This window comes from Paenibacillus guangzhouensis (genome assembly GCF_009363075.1).
Taxonomy (GTDB): Bacteria; Bacillota; Bacilli; order Paenibacillales; family Paenibacillaceae; genus Paenibacillus_K; species Paenibacillus_K guangzhouensis.
Window position 1 is genome coordinate 2,863,512 of record NZ_CP045293.1, and the last position, 18,263, is coordinate 2,881,774.

General features: G+C 49.1%; 10 protein-coding genes. 1 reads left to right on the forward strand and 9 read right to left on the reverse strand.

Going from position 1 to position 18,263, the window contains the following annotated elements:
- Window positions 1–29: 29 nt before the first annotated feature.
- Together GCU39_RS12800 and GCU39_RS12805 are read right to left on the reverse strand one after the other, a co-directional pair.
- Window positions 30–3,341 carry a DEAD/DEAH box helicase gene (locus tag GCU39_RS12800; protein WP_152393870.1) on the reverse strand — a complete coding sequence of 1,104 codons (3,312 nt, stop codon included), beginning with the start codon at window positions 3,339–3,341 and terminating at the stop codon, window positions 30–32.
- Between the two features lie 63 nt (window positions 3,342–3,404).
- Window positions 3,405–4,778, reverse strand: coding sequence for an MATE family efflux transporter (locus tag GCU39_RS12805; protein WP_193726909.1), 1,374 nt, complete (start codon window positions 4,776–4,778; stop codon window positions 3,405–3,407).
- Window positions 4,779–4,925: 147 nt separating this feature from the next.
- Here GCU39_RS12805 and GCU39_RS12810 point away from each other — a divergent pair, with 147 nt between their 5' ends.
- Window positions 4,926–5,795: an AraC family transcriptional regulator gene (locus GCU39_RS12810; RefSeq protein WP_152393871.1), complete on the forward strand. Its 870-nt coding sequence runs from the start codon at window positions 4,926–4,928 to the stop codon at window positions 5,793–5,795.
- Between the two features lie 69 nt (window positions 5,796–5,864).
- Here GCU39_RS12810 and GCU39_RS12815 read toward each other — a convergent pair whose 3' ends face one another.
- The 7 genes from GCU39_RS12815 to GCU39_RS12850 form a co-directional block, all read right to left on the reverse strand.
- Entirely contained in the window at window positions 5,865–7,697 is a 1,833-nt protein-coding gene (locus GCU39_RS12815) for an ABC transporter ATP-binding protein (protein ID WP_152393872.1), read from the reverse strand.
- Window positions 7,694–9,466: an ABC transporter ATP-binding protein gene (locus GCU39_RS12820; protein ID WP_152393873.1), complete on the reverse strand. Its 1,773-nt coding sequence runs from the start codon at window positions 9,464–9,466 to the stop codon at window positions 7,694–7,696. The genes GCU39_RS12815 and GCU39_RS12820 overlap by 4 nt, the downstream gene beginning before the upstream one ends.
- A gap of 262 nt (window positions 9,467–9,728) precedes the next feature.
- A complete protein-coding gene (locus tag GCU39_RS12825; protein ID WP_152393874.1) occupies window positions 9,729–13,403 on the reverse strand; it encodes a dynamin family protein in 3,675 nt (1,224 codons plus the stop codon).
- Window positions 13,404–13,483: 80 nt separating this feature from the next.
- Window positions 13,484–13,756, reverse strand: a complete 273-nt coding sequence (locus GCU39_RS12830) for an NAD/NADP transhydrogenase alpha subunit (protein ID WP_152393875.1) — start codon at window positions 13,754–13,756, stop codon at window positions 13,484–13,486.
- 31 nt (window positions 13,757–13,787) lie between these two features.
- Window positions 13,788–14,453 (reverse strand): endonuclease III, encoded by a 666-nt coding sequence (gene nth, locus GCU39_RS12835; RefSeq protein ID WP_152393876.1) that lies wholly within the window; start codon window positions 14,451–14,453, stop codon window positions 13,788–13,790.
- A 307-nt stretch (window positions 14,454–14,760) separates the two neighbouring features.
- Window positions 14,761–17,649, reverse strand: coding sequence for an S-layer homology domain-containing protein (locus tag GCU39_RS12840; protein WP_193726910.1), 2,889 nt, complete (start codon window positions 17,647–17,649; stop codon window positions 14,761–14,763).
- 88 nt (window positions 17,650–17,737) lie between these two features.
- On the reverse strand, window positions 17,738–18,253 hold the full coding sequence (locus GCU39_RS12850; protein ID WP_193726911.1) for a GerMN domain-containing protein: 516 nt from the start codon (window positions 18,251–18,253) through the stop codon (window positions 17,738–17,740).
- Window positions 18,254–18,263: the final 10 nt, after the last annotated feature.

Here is an 18,263-nt window from a genome sequence, read left to right on the forward strand (position 1 = left end):
ATCAGTAGGGGCCTCCTATATCCTCATGTCTATAGCATCAAGATTTCACGAATATCCTCTTCCGTTAATGAGGACGCTCCGCCTTCGCCAGTATGAATGACTTCATCAATGAGATCCTTCTTTTTCTGCTGCAGTTCATACATTTTCTCTTCGACCGTCCCTTGCGTCACAAGCCGGATGACCTGCACAACCTTCTTCTGACCCATTCGATGGGCACGGTCCGTCGCTTGCTGCTCGACAGCGGGATTCCACCATAAGTCATACAATATCACCGTATCTGCGCCAGTCAGATTAAGTCCCGTTCCCCCGGCCTTCAGCGAAATTAAGAAGATATCATGTTCACCGTCATTAAACCGATTGCACATCGTAAGTCGCTCCTCCACCGGTGTATCTCCTGCCAAGTAGAAACAGGAGATTCCCATGCACCCTAGCATGTCATGTATCAAATCCAGCATCCCTGTAAACTGGGAGAAAATGAGCATGCGACGTCCGCTGCTGAGTCCTTCCTCGATCAGATCGAAGAGCTGTTCCATTTTGCTCGATGAGCCTTCATAATCTTCTACAAAAAGCGCGGGATGGCAGCACAGCTGTCGAAGTCGCGTTAGGCCGGCTAAAATTTTCATCCGATTCTTCTGGAAGCCTTCCTCTTGCATGTCCTCTTTCGTCTGCTTACGCAGCCTCTCCAAGTAAGCGGTATATAATTTCTTCTGGTCTTCCGATAACGCCGTGACCTGCAACGTCTCAATCTTCTCCGGCAACTCGGCCAGCACATCCCGCTTCATCCGACGCAGGATAAACGGACGAACCATCCGCGCGACCTGCTCGGTTGCAAGCTCTTGGAACTTCTGCTTCGTACCGAATAACTCCGGAAAAATCGCATCAAAGATCGACCATAACTCCTCTAGAGAATTCTCAATCGGTGTACCTGTGAGCGCAAATTTCTGCTGCGCTCGTACTTGACGTACGGTCTTAGACGTTAATGACGCATGATTCTTGATCGCTTGAGCTTCATCAAGGAAGAGTGCTCCGAATGTATGCTGCTCGTAATGATCAATATCGCGCCGCAAGAGCGGATACGACGTAATAAGTACATCCGGGCGCCGGCCGCCATGCTCAATCAATTTACTGTGCAGCGCACCAATCTGTGCTGCTCGCTCGTCCTTCTCACCTACAACAACGGAGACGCGCAAGCTCGGTGCGAACTTGTGGCATTCCCGCTCCCAGTTATAGACAAGCGATGCGGGCGCTACAATTAATATCGGTTTCCGTGTAGCAACCTCCCGTTCTTGTTCCGATAACATGAATGTGATGCTCTGGAGCGTTTTCCCAAGCCCCATATCATCCGCGAGGATGCCTCCAAATTGATACCTTGCCAACGTCTTCATCCAGTGGAATCCAACCTGCTGATAATCGCGAAGAGTCGCAGCGAGCCCGGATGGCATTTCACATTCCAATCTCTCCGGATGTCTTAACTGATCTAAAAACGATCGGAATTCATTCCCGAATCGAATCCCTTGATACGCTTCTTCATCGATCAGCTGCAGCCCGCGTAAGACCGGCATCGCGATTTGGGGTCCGCGAACTTCGGTTGCGGTAACCCCTAACTGATCAAGTAACCGCCCCACTTCATGGAATGCCTCTTGATCCAAATTCACGAACGTCCCCTTACGAAGACGGTAATATTTCTTCTTCTCGATAATCGCTTGCACCAATAGCTGGATTTCCGCTCGATCTACATCCTCCATCTGGAAACCGACTTCAAGCCATGAGCCTTCGCCTTTTATACTCACGGTAGTCCTCGGTCCAGACGTTGAACGACTAGGTGTATACATGACCTCCTGTACCGCGGTTGTCGCATAGATTTCACTATACCGTTCAAGCTCTGGAAGTACGTGATACAAGAAGTTATAGGTATCTTCCTCGTGTTCGAACAGATATCCTTGCCGATACGATTTCGCCGGGATACTCTCGATTAAAGCCGTAATGAGACGCTCCTTGTCCGAATCGCGAATGCATAGGATGTCCGCATTCAAGGCAGACTTCGGTTCGCCGGTCTTTTGTTCGAAGATTTGGCTGCCATATACGAATTCCGCGCGCACGAGTAGATTGTCTTCTGCGCTGCGGTCCAAGTAAATTTTAGCTTGCAGCGGAAGGAATTGAAGCTTGTCCTTCATGCCCTCCTCAACCTGAACCGTGCCCAGATGATCCAGAAATGGCAGTACACGCTCCATGAAAGAACTCATCTGGTCTCTCATGATGAGAACGGAAGATTCCTTCTGCATGATTTGTTGTAAGCTTGCAAGCTGCCGAGCATCACGCTCGCTTAAGGCATACCATACGTCATCTAGGACCGCATACCCATACGAATCGAGCAGCAGAAGCCGTTCAAATCCAATCGCACTTAAGCGATATCCTTGATCAGCCCCTTGAATGATAAACCTGATCGGCAGTCGATTACCTTGCGGCGCAACGCTGAGCTGACCTCGTATCACGTGATTTTCCTGATAGACCGCACCGATCTCAACGAGTCTCGGCAGTAGTTTCGACCAATACTGCGGCGGAATCATGAGCTCCCGATCCGTATCATACGATGTCATCGTGGGTGCAATACCCCAACTGTCTCGATATAATCGCTCATACTGTTCAATCTCCATTAAGCGTTGAAGGACAGCCTGAAAATGTTCATCAAACGCGTATTGTGTTGGATCGTACGTGAACAGACGCGTAAATGCCATGGATTGCCCTTCGCGAACATGCCGCAGAAAATCCCCGATGTCTTGCACGTTATACAGCTTCTTCGGTCCGATCCGCATCTGGATCGTAATAATCGATGGCCTTAGCGGATCCGTAATCGCGTGACAGATCAATTCAACCTGGAGGTTCTCACGTGGCTTCGCGTGGGGGTTCTCCCATGCTTGTTCATCAAACAAGGTTAGAAATTGATTCGTTAACAGACGCTGAGCTTCATGCTCCCTCTTCTGAGTGAGCATTCTCTGTGACGCTGCAGACTTGCGATGTTGTTCCTTTTCTGGCTCTTCATTTCTCGCACCCTGCTCATAAACCATGACGTTGTATAATACCGCCGCAATATGCTGGCAGTTCGAATAATACTTCTGAAATGCTGCGCATTCGCATGTCGCCTCAAGATCACCGAAAGGGTCCAGCATCATTCGCACATGATATTTCTTTTTGCCTGAGACAACGGCATCATAGGTCATCTGGTCGGCATCGAAGGTAAGCTGCAGGACATGCCCCGCTTCGTATTCTTCGTGGCCCTTCTTCGCAGACGCTGGTCCGCATAACTCCATAATTCGTTCATTCGTCATCTTTGTTCGATTCATTGATCATCCGTACCTCGCATGAATAAAATTTGCATGTCTCTTATTCTATCATCTGCGCAGGTCTTATAACACTTCCGATTGAATGCATGTCTTAATCGAAACTGGCTCTAGACGCTCGGCGTACCGTAGTTTCTTCTGCCCTTTCCAGCGGAACCATACGAGAATTCCCCGCAAATACTCATCTGCGATCATGCAGCAATAGATTCCGATCAGTCCCCATCCCAGATGGATGCCAAGCGCGTAAGATAGCCCTGTTGCAATGGACCACATGGAGAGAATCGCAATCGTCATCGTATACCTCGAATCTCCTACGGCATTCAATGAGTTCCCTAGCGCCATATTCATCATTTTTCCTGGTTGCAAGATCAAGTTCAACCCAAGCAATGACGCACCGAGGGCAATGATTTCAGGATTGGTCGTGAAAAATCCAAGAAATTGACGCCCGAACAAATAGATGATGAACGCATTGACCGTGACGAGCACAAGTCCAATGCCTAACGCCCGATAAGCGCTCCGGTAAGCCAGATCCGTGCGTTTCCCGCCGAATAGATGGGCAACTTGAATCTGTACAGCCATGGCGACGGATGAACCAAGCAAGAAGCAGAAGGATTCTAGCGTATTCATATAGGTACGCGCCGCCATTTCCTTGGATCCCAGCATCGAAATAAAGGTAAAAATAATAAGCTGCGAGAACACCCAACTTGCCATATTCACCCCGAGCGGCCAAGCAATCCGCATAACATCCTTGAATAACTTCGCATCGAAGGTCCATAAATCCCGCCAAGTGACCCGCCGTTCAAACGTGTTCAGGAACATGCCCATCAGCATAATCGTCCCAAGTACCCGGCTGAGCAAGGTAGAGATCGCAACCCCGGTTAATCCCCACTGCGGGAACCCGAAGGCGCCGAATATAAACGCATAGTTAAAAAAGATATGCACGACATTCATCCCAATGGCGATAAACATCGGACCTTTCGTATTGCCCGTACTCCGAATGACGGTGCTAAGCGTGGACATAATCGCCGTAAGCACCATCCCACCGCCGACGATGGCAATATAGATTTTCCCGAGCGGAAGCAGCGGTTCAGGCATTTGGAGCATTCGAGCGATCGGCACAGGGAACAAAATAAGCAACAGACTTAACAGCAGCCCGATCGCTGTCCCGACGTTCAACGCCATCATCCCGATCGTTCGTGCATGCTCCTGCTGCCTTGAACCCATTTTCTGCGCGATCAGGATCCCCGCACCGCTCGCAACCGTCGTAAACAGGATCATTAACGCATTAAATAATTGGTTCGAGAAGCCCACGACGGCCACCGCATCATCCGAAATGCGGCTCACCATTAACGTGTCTGCCGTACCCAGTAGAAACTGCAAAAAGACTTCAATGAATATGGGCCACGCCAGCACCCATAATGTAAATTTCTTATCATCCATATCGATAATACAAACCTCCTGATGTTCAACTCGCACATGATAGATCGACTAAATTATAAATGCTATACTGAGAATTGAATATTAAGATACCAACCGATATTTATAAAATTCAAACCTTGCAATCTCTCAGAAGGGGAACGAACGCCCATGCTAAAATTTACTGCCCCGCCGCTTCCGCATTACATCACGAGCGGGCCCCATACGCTGCTCAAAGGTCAAAAACACCCCAACCGTTCGAATATTCAAGTCTTTGATCTCCTTGTGATGAAGAAGGGTTGCCTGTATATGGGCGAGGAGCAAGAGACATTTGAGGTGCGTCAGGATCATGCCCTCATTCTGCTGCCGGACCGCTATCATTACGCAACCGCTTCGTGTGACGAAGACACCGATTATTACTGGTTGCATTTCCAGACTGACGGTCCTTGGTCGTTCCTACCGCAGCATCACATGAACCCTGTTACCGACGATATTTCGAAAAAACCGGTATCCAAATTTCTAACCCGTACTTTTGACTTATATCTGCCGCAATTCACCTGCCTTGAACAACCGAGTAAAGTTTTCAGCATTATCGAGCAACTGAATGCCTTGGAGCAGGGACTTGATTCTCAGCAGGTACGTTGGCAGCAGCAGGTTGTATTTCAAGAATTGCTGCAGCTGCTCTACGCTTCGATGAAGGCACAGGGTGGCAATACGTCGACACACTGTGCCGAGCTTGCAACTGCTTATCTCCGGCAGCATTTTCGGGAGGAGATCACAGCTGCAAGGCTCGGTGAGGAGACCAATTTCCACCCCGTCTACATCGCTCGCTGTATGCACCGTCAATACGGCTGCTCACCCATGGAGTACCTGCAGCGTTATCGCATTGAGCAATCCAAGCTGCAATTGCTGCAGACCGATGATTCCATTGCGAGAATCGCGGAAGAAGTCGGCTTCAACCAAGGGGCTTATTTCACTTCCTGCTTCACGAAGCTGGAAGGGATCTCGCCGAGTAAATACCGGCAGCGGTTCCGATCCTAGGCATCGCACGACAAAAAAACGCTTACCGCCCTAGGATGGGCGGTAAGCGTCTCAGAAACCCGTATGATGCTATAAGAAGCGATATTGCGCTTCAATCAATCCGAAGTAGGTCCCCCGCTGCGTCATTAACGATTCATGAGTACCTTGCTCCTGGATTCTACCATGATCCAGCACGACGATATGATCCGCGTGACGAATCGTCGAGAGCCGATGCGCGATGATGAAGGAAGTCCGGCCTTGCAGCAGCGTCTTCAGCGCTTCTTGGATCTTCACTTCTGTCTCGGTATCGATACTTGCCGTTGCTTCATCCAGAATGAGGATACGTGGGTTCGCAAGCAAAGCGCGTGCGAATGACAAAAGTTGCCGTTGTCCCATCGAAAGAACATTCCCGCGTTCTTCAACCTGCGTATCATAGCCATCCGGCATGTTCGTAATGAATTCATGCGCGTTGACCGCTTTTGCAGCTGCTTCAACCTCTTCATCCGTTGCATCTAATCGACCGAATCGAATGTTATCGCGAATCGAACCCGAGAAGATGAACGTATCCTGCATCACGATCCCGATCTGCGATCGCAAGCTCTCGATCGTCACCTCACGGATATCGACGCCGTCGATGAGAATCTGCCCCTCTACCGGATCATAGAACCGACTTAATAGGTTGATGATCGTACTTTTCCCCGAACCCGTATGACCGACGAGCGCGATCGATTGTCCGGCCTTCACATCAAGCGAGATCCCTTTGAGCGCATGGCGGCCTTTCTCATATTCGAATACGATATTCTTGAAATTCACGTCGCCGCGAATTGGCGGCAATTCCTTCGCATGCTTGTCTTCCGCCACGTTCGGCACTTCATCGAGGTATTCGAAGATACGCTCCGAGGAAGCCATCGCCACGAGCAGCTGCGAATACAACTGTCCAAGTCGATTGATTGGATCCCAGAAGTTCCCGACGTAGTTCGCAAATGCGACGAGCAAACCTACTGTCAGAGCGCCCGATTGAAGAAGATGTGCGCCGTACCAGAACAAGATAAATGTCCCAATGGCTCCCGTAATTTCAATCACGGGTCCGAACGTCTGGTTCATCATTGAAGCATGGTCCCATGATTTACGGTTCACGGTATTCATATCGTTGAAGAAGCTGATATTCTCCTTCTCTTGGGTGTACGCTTGCGTTACACGAATCCCTTGGATCGCTTCGTTCAAGTGCGAGTTAATACGAGACTGCTTCACACGCACATCCTGCCACGCGATACGGATTTTCTTCCGCAGCTTTGTCGAGACGATGAACATGATCGGTACGGTAATCATTACCGCGATCGCGAGCTTCCAGTTCAAGAACAACAGGATCACGATAATCCCCGCGAGCTGGACGCAATCGATCATCGCGTTGACAACCCCGTTCGTGAACAAATCTTGCAACGAGTTCACGTCATTCGTGATCCGAACGAGCACGGAACCTGCTGGTCTTGTGTCGTAGAAACGGAATGATAATTTCTGAATATGCTTGAACAATGCGGTACGTAAATCATAAATAACACGTTGACCGATAATGTTCGTAAATTTAATGCGGTACGTATTTGCTGCCCACTGGATAATATAGAGCACGAGTACAACACCCGTATACGTATAGAGTAATGAGTAGCTTGGATTGCCGACTTTTGGCGCAATCGCCCTATCAATCGCTAGACTGATCAAGAGCGGTACCGCAAGCCGTGTAATCGTACCAAGAATCATCATGACGATAATGACTGGGAGCATTTGCTTCGCATACGGTTTCATAAAAGCAAATAATCTTGTGAATTGCGCCCAGTTAAATGACTTCTCAATCTGATCGTCATCTTGATAGATGAACCGCTGATTCACACCGCGTTTGGCTTGTGCTTTCTCCGCCTGTGCACTCATGATATCACCTGCTTTCCTAATGCAATCGCTTCGAGCTCGGCGCGATCCGCATATTGAATATCATAAACATCACGGTATGGACCCGGTTTGGCAATCAATTCGTCATGGCCGCCACGTTGCACAACCTCACCTTGATCTAAGACGAGAATCTCATTCGCATGCCGCAACGAGGAGATCCGATGCGCGATAATAAATGTCGTTCTGCCTTTCATTACTTCTCGGAACCCAGCTTGAATCTCATGTTCGGTCTCCATATCCACGGCGCTCGTGGCATCATCCAGGATCAAGATCTTAGGATTGATCAAGATAGCCCTTGCAATCGCAATCCGCTGCTTCTGTCCACCGGATAGACCCATACCCCGTTCGCCGACAACCGTGTCATAACCTTCGGGTAACTCGCTAATGAAATCATGCGCTTTCGCAAGTCTAGCAGCACGCTCGATTTGTTCGTCGGTCACGTCACGCAATCCGTATGCGATATTGCTGCGGATAGTCGCTGAGAACAGGAACGTCTCTTGGAATACCGTAGCAATCTGACTGCGCAAGCTCTGAATGTCCAGATCGCGCACATCGACGCCGTCCAGCGTTACGCGTCCTTCTTGGACATCATAAGCTCGCATGATAAGGGAGATGATCGTCGATTTCCCTGCGCCTGTACCGCCGAGAAGCCCGATGATTTTGCCTGGAGCCGCATCAAGCGAAATATTGTGCACCGCATGAGGAGCGTTCCCGTAGCCGAAGGAAACGTTCTCAAATCGAACATGACCTTTCACTTGATCGGGATGCAAGACAATCGCATCTTTACGATTCTCGACATCCACCGCATGATCGAGCAATTCAAGAATCCGCTCACCGGAAGCTTTGGATTGCGTGTAGTTGTTGATGTGATAGCCAATTCCCCACATAGGTCCGATAATGTACCAGATCATACTGAAGAATGCGACGAGTTCCCCAAGAGTTAAATTCTTCTCAATAACCTGTACGCCGCCGTACCCCAACAGGATCACAACGCTCATACATGCGAGAATTTCCATCACCGGGAAGTAAGTTCCCCAGAGCATTGCGGTGCGAATTTGATTCGCTTTGTAGAGTTCATTCTTCGTGCCAAATTTATCAACTTCATGGGCCTCACGTGCGAACGATTTGACCGTCCGAACACCTGTAATATTTTCTTGCACCGCCGTCGTCAGCTGGCTCATCGCTTGACGCATTTCGCGGAATGCTGGATGAATCTTCTTCTCGAACCGAATGGCTGTGTAGACCAGCAATGGAATACAGACCATCGTGATCAACGTCAGCTGCCAATTAATCGACACCATCATGATCGTACCGAACAAGACCATCAAGATCATGTTCAGAATCTGCGCAAATCCAAAACCTATGAAGTTCCGCAGTGCTTCTAGATCGGCGGTTAGACGCGACATCAAGTCCCCAGTCTTCGCCGTGTTATAGTACTGGTAAGATAAATACTGCAGCTTCTCGTAGCATGCATTTCGGATGGAATAAGCAACCCGGTTGCCTAGTCTTCCCCCGAAGAAACCGTGTAGAAATTGCAAGCAGCCTTTGATGCTCACGACCACAAGTACGGTTAGGGATAGCGGTAACACAATGCCGTAGTTCTCTTTCCCGATCACGTCATCAATCATGATCCGCAGTAAGTTCGGGTACACCAGACCCAGCGCCGTTGCAACAACCAAGCAAAGAATCGATAACCCGAGAAAACGTCTTTCCGGCCAGTAAAAAGTTTTAAGTCTCCTGAAAACGTCCATTCTCTCTCTCCTTTTTTTCGTTAAAACTTTTTTAACTTCATGCAGTTTAACATCATGCTCAGATCACTTCAAAGAGCATCTGAGGTCATTTAATCCCTGTAACTAGATTGTGAAGGCGAATTAAGGAACAAATGTACGATGTTCTTTTAAATCATCCAAATACATCGCTTTCTTTGGCACATTCAATTCATAAAAACACAAAACCCCGCACAAATACACGATTTGTACGAGGCTTTGATATTTTGAAAATTGGGTTAAAAAATCATTTGGCCGTTCGAAGCGCATGGATCAGCACTTCCAGGCTATCGATGTCCGTCTGCTGTACGAGCGAGTTTCGAATCCCTTCGCATTGCTCTGCTGCCGCAGCCTGTATTTGCTCTGCATAATGCTGTAGGACTTGCTCGGAGTATGCAGTGTAATGCATAACGAATCCCTGTTCATGTTCATGAACCGCGGCTTGAATTGGATCGACATACGCCGATTCGATCACTTGACGGAGTCGCGCCTTACCTTCCCCTTCGAAGAAGGATTTCGGATTCTTGAAGATCGACCACAACTCACGGAAATCCACATTCGGCGACGGCAAGTTCTCCTTCACCGCAGGCGGCGTGCTCTGTGAAGCCTGCAACGCGCCAGACTCAAAAGCTGGAAGTACAGACTGTATTTCCTGAACCGTCTGCTCCGCATGGCGTGCAGCCAATTTGAGCACGGCTTGCTCCAGCCGGAGCGTCGTCGCCAGCAGCTCCTGCGATAGCTCGAGCGCAATTAACCGATGGATCTCAAGAATGCAGCTCTTCAGGGCGAGCTTCAGATCCTGACTATCACTCCGCAGCGTGGCTGGGTTAAAAGCATAATTAAACAAATCACTAAATCGGTACCGGATCCGCTGCTTCACGTAATAAAGCAGCTCTTGCGCCTCTTTCGACAGCAGCGGTGCGTCTACTGCCGCTTGGCGCAGCAGCGCTTCGCAATATTGGCCCGCTTGCTGTTCATTCTGTTCGAGTTGTACGAGCTGCCGCTGCTTCTCTTGTTCATCCGCCTGCGCGGCCTCCATCCATTGGCGAATCATCCGCTCTGCGCGGACGAGATCCTGTTCACCCGATTGGATCGCCATCTGTCCTAACTCTTCGATCGTAAATCGAATGAATTCCTGCTCGAAGGCAGGAAGACCTGATGCTTCATACGCCGCTGCATCGCTGTTCAATTTCGCGTCAAGTGCATGAAGGCTGGAGACCGGATACAGTCTTGGGAATCGAATGCCATATTCCAAAAGTTGGTTCTCAACGTATGTCAGCACGCCTTGAAGCTCGTCTTCGGAGCCTGCCAAATCCGCTGCATTGACAATAAAAAACATTTTATCAAGTTCAAAGGCATCTTTTACCCGTCCAAGCTGCTGGAGGAACTGCCGATCCGCTTGGGAGAATGCATGATTATAATAGGTAACAAAAAGAATCGCATCCGCGTTCTTTATATAATTAAACGACACCCCTGTATGCCGCGCATTGATTGAGTCCGCACCCGGCGTATCCACTAAGACGATCCCTTGATCGGTTAATGGGCAGCTGTAGTGGAGATGAATCACGCTCACGAAACAAGATTTGTCTTCCTCGGCAACATAAGCCCGGTAGCGCGGGAGATCCGCTTGGAAACTCGAACCAAGCAGCGATTCGGATGCAACCCACCCCTTGGCGACTGCCTTTAGGAAGCTGTAATGCGGCCGACCTGCCGGTTGAACTTGTTCCGGCTTCAAGCTGCGGATGGTGTCCAGCAGCTTACCTTCGGACGGCATCTCAAGTCCAAGCATCGATAACGAGAAGGCGATGTCTTCGAGCATCGCTTCCCGACTCTTCATGATGATCTCCGCCGTTCCGTGCGGAAAGTCTTCGGTCGGCGCCATCAACTGATTGATGGCGGCTGTCGTCGGGTTCGGCGATACCGGCAGCACGTCCTCGCCAATGAGCGCATTGGCGAAGGAGGACTTCCCGGCACTGAACGCGCCGAACAAGGCAATGGTGAAGCGGCTGTCGTCCAGCCGCTCCGCTTTGCGCGCAAGCCCTGCCCCGAGCGATTTCATCGCGGGGTAGGGCGCGAGCAGCGCCTGCGCGCTGCGCAGCCGCGCGGCCGCCTGGCGCGCGTGCTCGCGTGCGCGGGCCGCGGCGCTTGCTGCAGGCGCTGCGGGCGCGCCCTGCGCCGCTGTGGCGCGCTGCGCGGCTGGCGCTGGCGCGGCGGCGCCCGGCGCAGCAGCGGCTGCGTCCGCGCTGCCCGCGCTTGCGCGCACAGGCGCCTGCGCCACATCCGGCAGCATGCCGGATGCGGCAGCGCCCTGCGACGCCGCGAGCGCCCGCATGCGCTCCGCGTGCGCACGCTCGCTGTGCTCGAGGCTGCGCAACTCTGCGAGCGCAGCCGAACGGGCGAGCAGCTGCGCGTGCTGCTCGCGTACAGCCGCAGCCTGCGCCTCAAGACCACGGCGCAGCTGCTCGAGCAGATCTTCCGCAATCGCTAGCGCTTGTTTGCGATAGAGCGCCTTCGCGTCAGCGCTAATCTGTTTCGAATAATTCATCGTATATTCATTCGTGAACGAGGCGCCCTCGCTGACGCGGGCTGCTAACCAGGCTGGCGTCACTGCCCCTGACACCTCGGCGAACGTCGATGACCATGCCGCCTCCGGCACGCTTGCGCGCTCCGACAATTTCCGCAACAAATCCCCGACATGCCAATCGACATGCGCACGTACTTGCTCTATGAAATGATCATAGAGTGCCGTTAACCGACGCGCTTGCTCTTCTTGGGTCTTCCCTGCCGTAAACAGGAACCCGACCTTGAATCCGGGTTTTCGACTCTGTAGATACGTATCCGCCAGATCACGTGTCTCCGCAGGAATAATATTCGCTTGGTCCAGGAGGCGATTCAGTTCCTCTCTAAACTGAGCTTGAATACGATCTCCCTCGCTCGCCAGCCGCTTCTCTTCAGCTTCTAGCGCCGCGAGCTCTTCAGCAAGCCGAGATGCTTGTTCCTGACCGCCCATCCGATCCATGAGCTCCTGCTTCTTCGGTTCCAATAACGTAGCATATTGCCGCAAATGCGCTTCGACCACCTGCGCCGCCGAACCGACAACACTGTGTTCTCTTAGCACTGTCTGACGGGTCATCAAAGCTCCCATCAACCAATTCAGCTTCTCCCATTCATCTTGCGGATGATCCGGATGCTTGAGAGACAGGTAGAGGATGCCAGCCGGCTTGATGTTCCATGCCGCAAAAGCTTGCTCTACCCCGGCACGATAGTTCTCGAAGGACAACTCCCGCTCACGGTGCTTGTCAATTTGATTCACAATGAGATAGATCGGTTTGCCCCAATCAGCTAATTGCTTGGCAAATGTAAAATTAATCTCGGATTGAACATGATTGTAATCCATGACGTAGAACACGACGTCAGCCAGATGCAATGCCGATTCCGTTGACATCCGGTGCGCATCATCCGTCGAATCCACGCCTGGGGTGTCAAGCAGTGTCCCATGCTCGCCAAGAATTGCAATATGGTCATAGAGATCAACCGATTCAAAATCTACACCATTCACACAATACGCTTCCAGATCATGAAGCGGTACCGAGATTTTCTCTCGTACAGCACCTGGCTCCGCTAGCATCTTCGTAATGATGGCTTGCGGCTGGCCATTATGAATCCGCACCAGATTGGCGCTTGTCGGGATCGGACTCGAAGGTAGAATACGTTTCCCGCAGATTCGGTTAATCAGACTCGATTTTCCAGCTGAGAAATGTCCACAGAACGCAATCGTAAATTGATCTTGTTCCCACTTCTCGATCAGGTCTTTCATTTTTCCTGCATGAACCTCATCGCCCGCTTCCGCTAGCTGCGCTGCGAGCGGCTCTAGACTTAACTTGCAACCATTTTGTAGATCGTTCGTAGTAAGTACACGCATCGCTATTCTCCCCGACAAAAAAATAAAACCGAATCTCACGGCATTTAGGTTTCCCTGAATTTTCCGTAAGATTTCGGTTTCTAGTGTACCATATTTTGTTCTTCTGGAATAAAGATTTCAAAAACTTTTCCATGTTGTAGGATCGTAATATTGCCTGCTTTCACTTTCATCACGACAACTTCAGGCTTAGCTTTCATTTTCTCCAGATAATGTTCAGGAACGCTTCCCGAATCGCTCACCGTTACGCCTTCGATTTCTGTCTCTTCGTTTTCTTTCAAATTTGTACCCATTACGGTCTCATAGATGTCAGAGAACAATTCGAAATTGTCCGTGTACACTGAGATGCATTTCATGTCATTTCATCCTCTTCTTTGTTAGATTGCTTTAATCCTTATCTTTCCTTACTTGGATAGGTTTCATACGTTTTTTACCTTCACGGCAAATGCTGAGTAACGGACAACTTTCACATTTCGGGTTCTGCGCTTTGCAGTGATATCGACCGAAAAATATGAGTCTATGATGCGTTAACGTCCATTCTTCCTCCGGTACGCGGCGCATCAATTTTTTCTCCACTTCAAGCACGGAATCCTTCCAATTCGCAAGACCAAGTCGTTTGGATACACGTTCAACATGTGTATCCACAGCGATCGCCGGAACATCAAAAGCGTTCGACATGACGACATTCGCTGTCTTTCGACCCACACCTGGGAGCTCCACAAGCTTCTCATGCGCTTTGGGCACTTCGCCATTATAACGCTCTAGTAGCATCATGCACAAGTGTTGAATGTGTTTTGCTTTACTCCGAAATAATCCAATCCGGCGAATATCTTGCTCTAATTCTTCAATAGGCACCGCGATATAGTCCTCAGGCTTCTTATATTTCTGGAACAAATTCACAGTTACCTTATTCACCGTCTCATCCGTACACTGCGCTGACAGCAGTACGGCGATTACGAGTTCGAACGGATTTGAATGATTCAATTCACAATGCGCATCAGGGAACATTTCACCAATGGTATCCAGTATATGCCTCACGGTCGCGTTATTCATCCCTCATTCATCCCTTCTCATTGAACATAAAACCGCCTTGACGCGGGGCTACCACATCAAGACGGTCATACAGATGCAGCCTAAGGTAATTTAAAAAGACCTCTTTTGATCTCGAAGCATTACATACAGCCAAATCGACATCGAATCTTGATTTCACCCTCGAAATCCGGTACTCATGTAGGTTTCTCCTACACTCTGTTCCTCTAAAAGTTTTTCGAAGAAAAACTCGCTACGGAAGCATACACCCTTCAGCTTCAATCAACCTTCTCGAACCTGAAAAGTTGTCTTTTTAAATTTGATTAAATTCCTACAATTTCTCAATCTCAATGACTTGATTATTGTTGAAGACGAGGATAATCTGATCCCCTTCTGTTAAGGACTGCAGATTCAGCAAAGAATCGCCTTTATGCACATACACATTCGTCACGAAATTGAACTTATAGTTGTTATCGGATAACGATGCGCGTTGCACATAAATTTCATTGGACGAAGCAGTGTAGCGGTTAAATTTGCGGCTGAGCGTATCCAAGACACGTACCACCGTATTTCCATCCGCATCAAGACGCACTTCGACACGATCTGATGTCGATAAGCTATTAATGTTCGTACTGATCGCTTGATTGCGAACAATCTGATAATTCGCCGTCAGTTTCATTTCTTTCTTCTGACCGGAGAAGTCTTTCAGCGTAATTTTGGCGTTCGCCGCATCAATAGATTCCACTTTACCATAAGTGAGTGTTACTTTGCGAACCAATTCTGGAACATTTCCTGAAAAATTCACATTTACGATTTGGCCTTGCGCAAAATCCGATGCTTTGAGCACTGCACCGTTCTCGTCTAGCAAAGCTACCCCATCATTTACTTGTTCGATATATCCTGTGCTTGATTTAATTTTTAGCATATTTTTGCTTGCGTCGACAGAGTAAACTTCGAATTGCGCTTGGGATTTGATCGAGATGCGCCCAACTTTATCCTGCGTCGTACGAAGCTGCGCCGAGATCATATCGCCAACTTTCACATCCGACAGCGATGTCCCTGTACTCTTACCATAGACGAATACGACAGCTGAGCTATCATACGACAAGGTCATTGTCTGACCTGCATCCGTTAGAAGCGTTAGCGTCTGTTTCCATGTATCAAGGCTAAGCAGCTTCCCGTCGTATTTATATACTTTTTGCAGCGTTAGTACTTTATCGCCAAGAACCGTCAGATTGACTTTTGTCTTCTCAGGAAGCTGTGCCTCAAGGTCTTTCAGGGTAACATTTCCTGTGCCAAAATCAAATTTCGTCGTATCTGTCACATAGAAGGAGAATGCTTTGCCCTTCGCGTTCGTTGCAGTCAACAATTGCAGCTTCGTATTATAACCCGCGACCGTTAATTCCTGCATCTGCTCCATTTTACGGCCAACCACTTGAATTTTGGAAATCCGATCATCCGGCGTAATCGTCATTTCGATCACGTCGCCGTTCGTATCATCTGCGATCAGGTCAGCAATTGTAGGCGTCTTGATGCCGTCTACGACGACTTCAACTTTGTCTGCAAGGAGATTTACTTCCGGACGGGAAGTCCCTTCCTTCACGTAGGTAACGAGTTTGTTCGCCGTGCTGATGTTGATCAAGGTACCGCGGACGGTTCTTGCGCTCGTCTGCTTCACTTCGAGCTGTGTCACTTGGCCGTTCTTCACGACATAGGAGATCACGTCGTTGACTTTGACTTCCGACAAGCTCTTCAGGATTTGATCCTGGTAGAGCAACATCGCATCCGACGAGAGCGTCAATGTCTCTTCCACATTCGATGCATCTCTCACCTTAAAGCTCTGCTTGGCAACATCAATTGCCGTTATCGTACCAGCGCCTGATTTATTCACGGGAGCCGATTTCACTTGTACTAATACGACTTTCTTCTGTCCAGAGAATGTCTCACGTTTAATATCTAATGTACTATCTGGCGCAAGATCCTTCGCAGAGATGGCTTTACCATTCTGATCCAAGAATGCGGTTCCTGCATCAAAATCATAGGTCACATAATCATCGCTGCTGAGCACCGTAAATTTCGTGCCTGTGCTGTGTAAGCGTTGGAATTTACCCTCAACGGACTCGAGCTGGATCTTCGAATCGATCACCTCAACATAACCTGCTGTGCCTTGCGTATCAATGACTTTGACTTTCGTATAGGCTTGTACTGTTGATGCGGGTACCGAAGTCTCGGAATCTGCTGTGTAGTAGGAAGTTCCTTTGAGGGTGAAATTATGAATTTTGCCATCTTCCCCATATAGACTAAGATTCGAATCCGTCAAATTCGTAATAACACCTTGATATACATTGTCATACTGGATGTTCGTATGTTGATCCCCACGGCTGAAGAACGTCGCTAATTGCGCGCGAGTGACGTTACCCGCAGGATTGAATTTATTGCCTTCCATCCCGGTTGTCAGCTTCAAATCAAGGGCTACGTTAATATAGCCTAACATCGAAGGCGAGATCTTGCTGTTATCGGCAAACGTCGTCGCTTTATTCATCGCGAGCTTCGCTTCCGCTTGCTTATTCAAAGCACGCACGAGAATTTTCGTAATCCATTCACGCGATGCTTTTTTCGAACCCCATGCCTCTTTGGAACCGGATGGCGTCATTTCTTCATTTTTGTCCAGAAGTCCTTTGGAGAAGGCTAGCGCAACATAAGGCTTGAAGTAGTTGTCAACAACGAATCCGCTCTGGAATGCGACTGAGTTCGTTGTATCCACTTCTTTCTCCAGATTCATATAGCGAATCGCCATCGTTACCGCTTCTTGTTGGGTAACCGGATCATTCGGTCTGAATTTCCCGTTGTTCCCAAGTAGAATTTTCTCAAGCGCTAGCTTCGTAATATGCTTCTCTGCCCAGAACCCGCTCTTCACATCGCTGAACAAGGCGCTTCCGCTGCCTACGGATGTATTGGAGGACCCTGTCCCTGTATTTCCTGCATTATTGGTGCTGTTGGTATTTCCGGTGTTGCTTGTGTTGCTTGTGTTGCTTGTGTTATTGGTGTTGCTCGTTCCTGTATTTTCTTTATTTGTACTTGATGTCGAATTATCTTTGCTATTCGATGTTGACGTAGATGATGTATTCCCGTTTGCTGGCGTGACTGCCGCATATGCACTTCCTGCCGCACCAAATACGAGAACCGCTGATAGAAACAGCGTGACGAACTTTTTAGACATGATGTGACTCCTCTCTCTATGTAACCTATTAAAAAACGCTAAGGATAATAAATTCAACAAAGAAGCAGGAAGATCCTGCTTCTTTATCTTAATTTCTGCTAAAAGGATGCTCTAATTCGACATGACCCATCAATGTATCGACAGATTGGCCTTCGACAAGAATATCCACGGTTTTTACTTCATCGAACTGAAAGCTTGTCTTAAGCACCGCTTGCAGCGCCAGATCTTCCCCCGATGCGCCAAGATGCGCGTTCTCCGGGATTTTCACATCCACGGTTAATGCACCATCATCGCTAAGCGTTGCTGACAGAAATTCCGATTGATCCCACAGTGCAATCAGCTTCTCGTCATCCGCATGCTGCAACGTCTTGAGTGCTGCAAGGTACTTGTCCTTCACGTCCGTGAATTTAATCTCTTTGTCCTGCGGCACGAGATTCAAGATTTGATCGTCCGTGTAGAATGACTGAATCTTCAACGTCTGTTCAGCCGGCTGCTCAACCTGCGGTTTATCGCCTGGCTTCGGATCGGCTGACTTCTGTCCGCATCCTGCTGCAATGGCTATCGTTAATAATAATGCGCTAAGTACTAGAATCGTTTTTTTCAACTTTCTCACC

Excerpts from the sequence above, each read along its gene's own strand:
- GCU39_RS12800 (WP_152393870.1), bottom strand. The coding sequence starts at position 3,341 with ATGAATCGAACAAAGATGACGAATGAACGAATTATGGAGTTATGCGGA.
- GCU39_RS12805 (WP_193726909.1), bottom strand. The coding sequence starts at position 4,778 with ATGGATGATAAGAAATTTACATTATGGGTGCTGGCGTGGCCCATATTC.
- GCU39_RS12810 (WP_152393871.1), top strand. The coding sequence starts at position 4,926 with ATGCTAAAATTTACTGCCCCGCCGCTTCCGCATTACATCACGAGCGGG.
- GCU39_RS12815 (WP_152393872.1), bottom strand. The coding sequence starts at position 7,697 with ATGAGTGCACAGGCGGAGAAAGCACAAGCCAAACGCGGTGTGAATCAG.
- GCU39_RS12820 (WP_152393873.1), bottom strand. The coding sequence starts at position 9,466 with ATGGACGTTTTCAGGAGACTTAAAACTTTTTACTGGCCGGAAAGACGT.
- GCU39_RS12825 (WP_152393874.1), bottom strand. The coding sequence starts at position 13,403 with ATGCGTGTACTTACTACGAACGATCTACAAAATGGTTGCAAGTTAAGT.
- GCU39_RS12830 (WP_152393875.1), bottom strand. The coding sequence starts at position 13,756 with ATGAAATGCATCTCAGTGTACACGGACAATTTCGAATTGTTCTCTGAC.
- nth (WP_152393876.1), bottom strand. The coding sequence starts at position 14,453 with ATGAATAACGCGACCGTGAGGCATATACTGGATACCATTGGTGAAATG.
- GCU39_RS12840 (WP_193726910.1), bottom strand. The coding sequence starts at position 17,649 with ATGTCTAAAAAGTTCGTCACGCTGTTTCTATCAGCGGTTCTCGTATTT.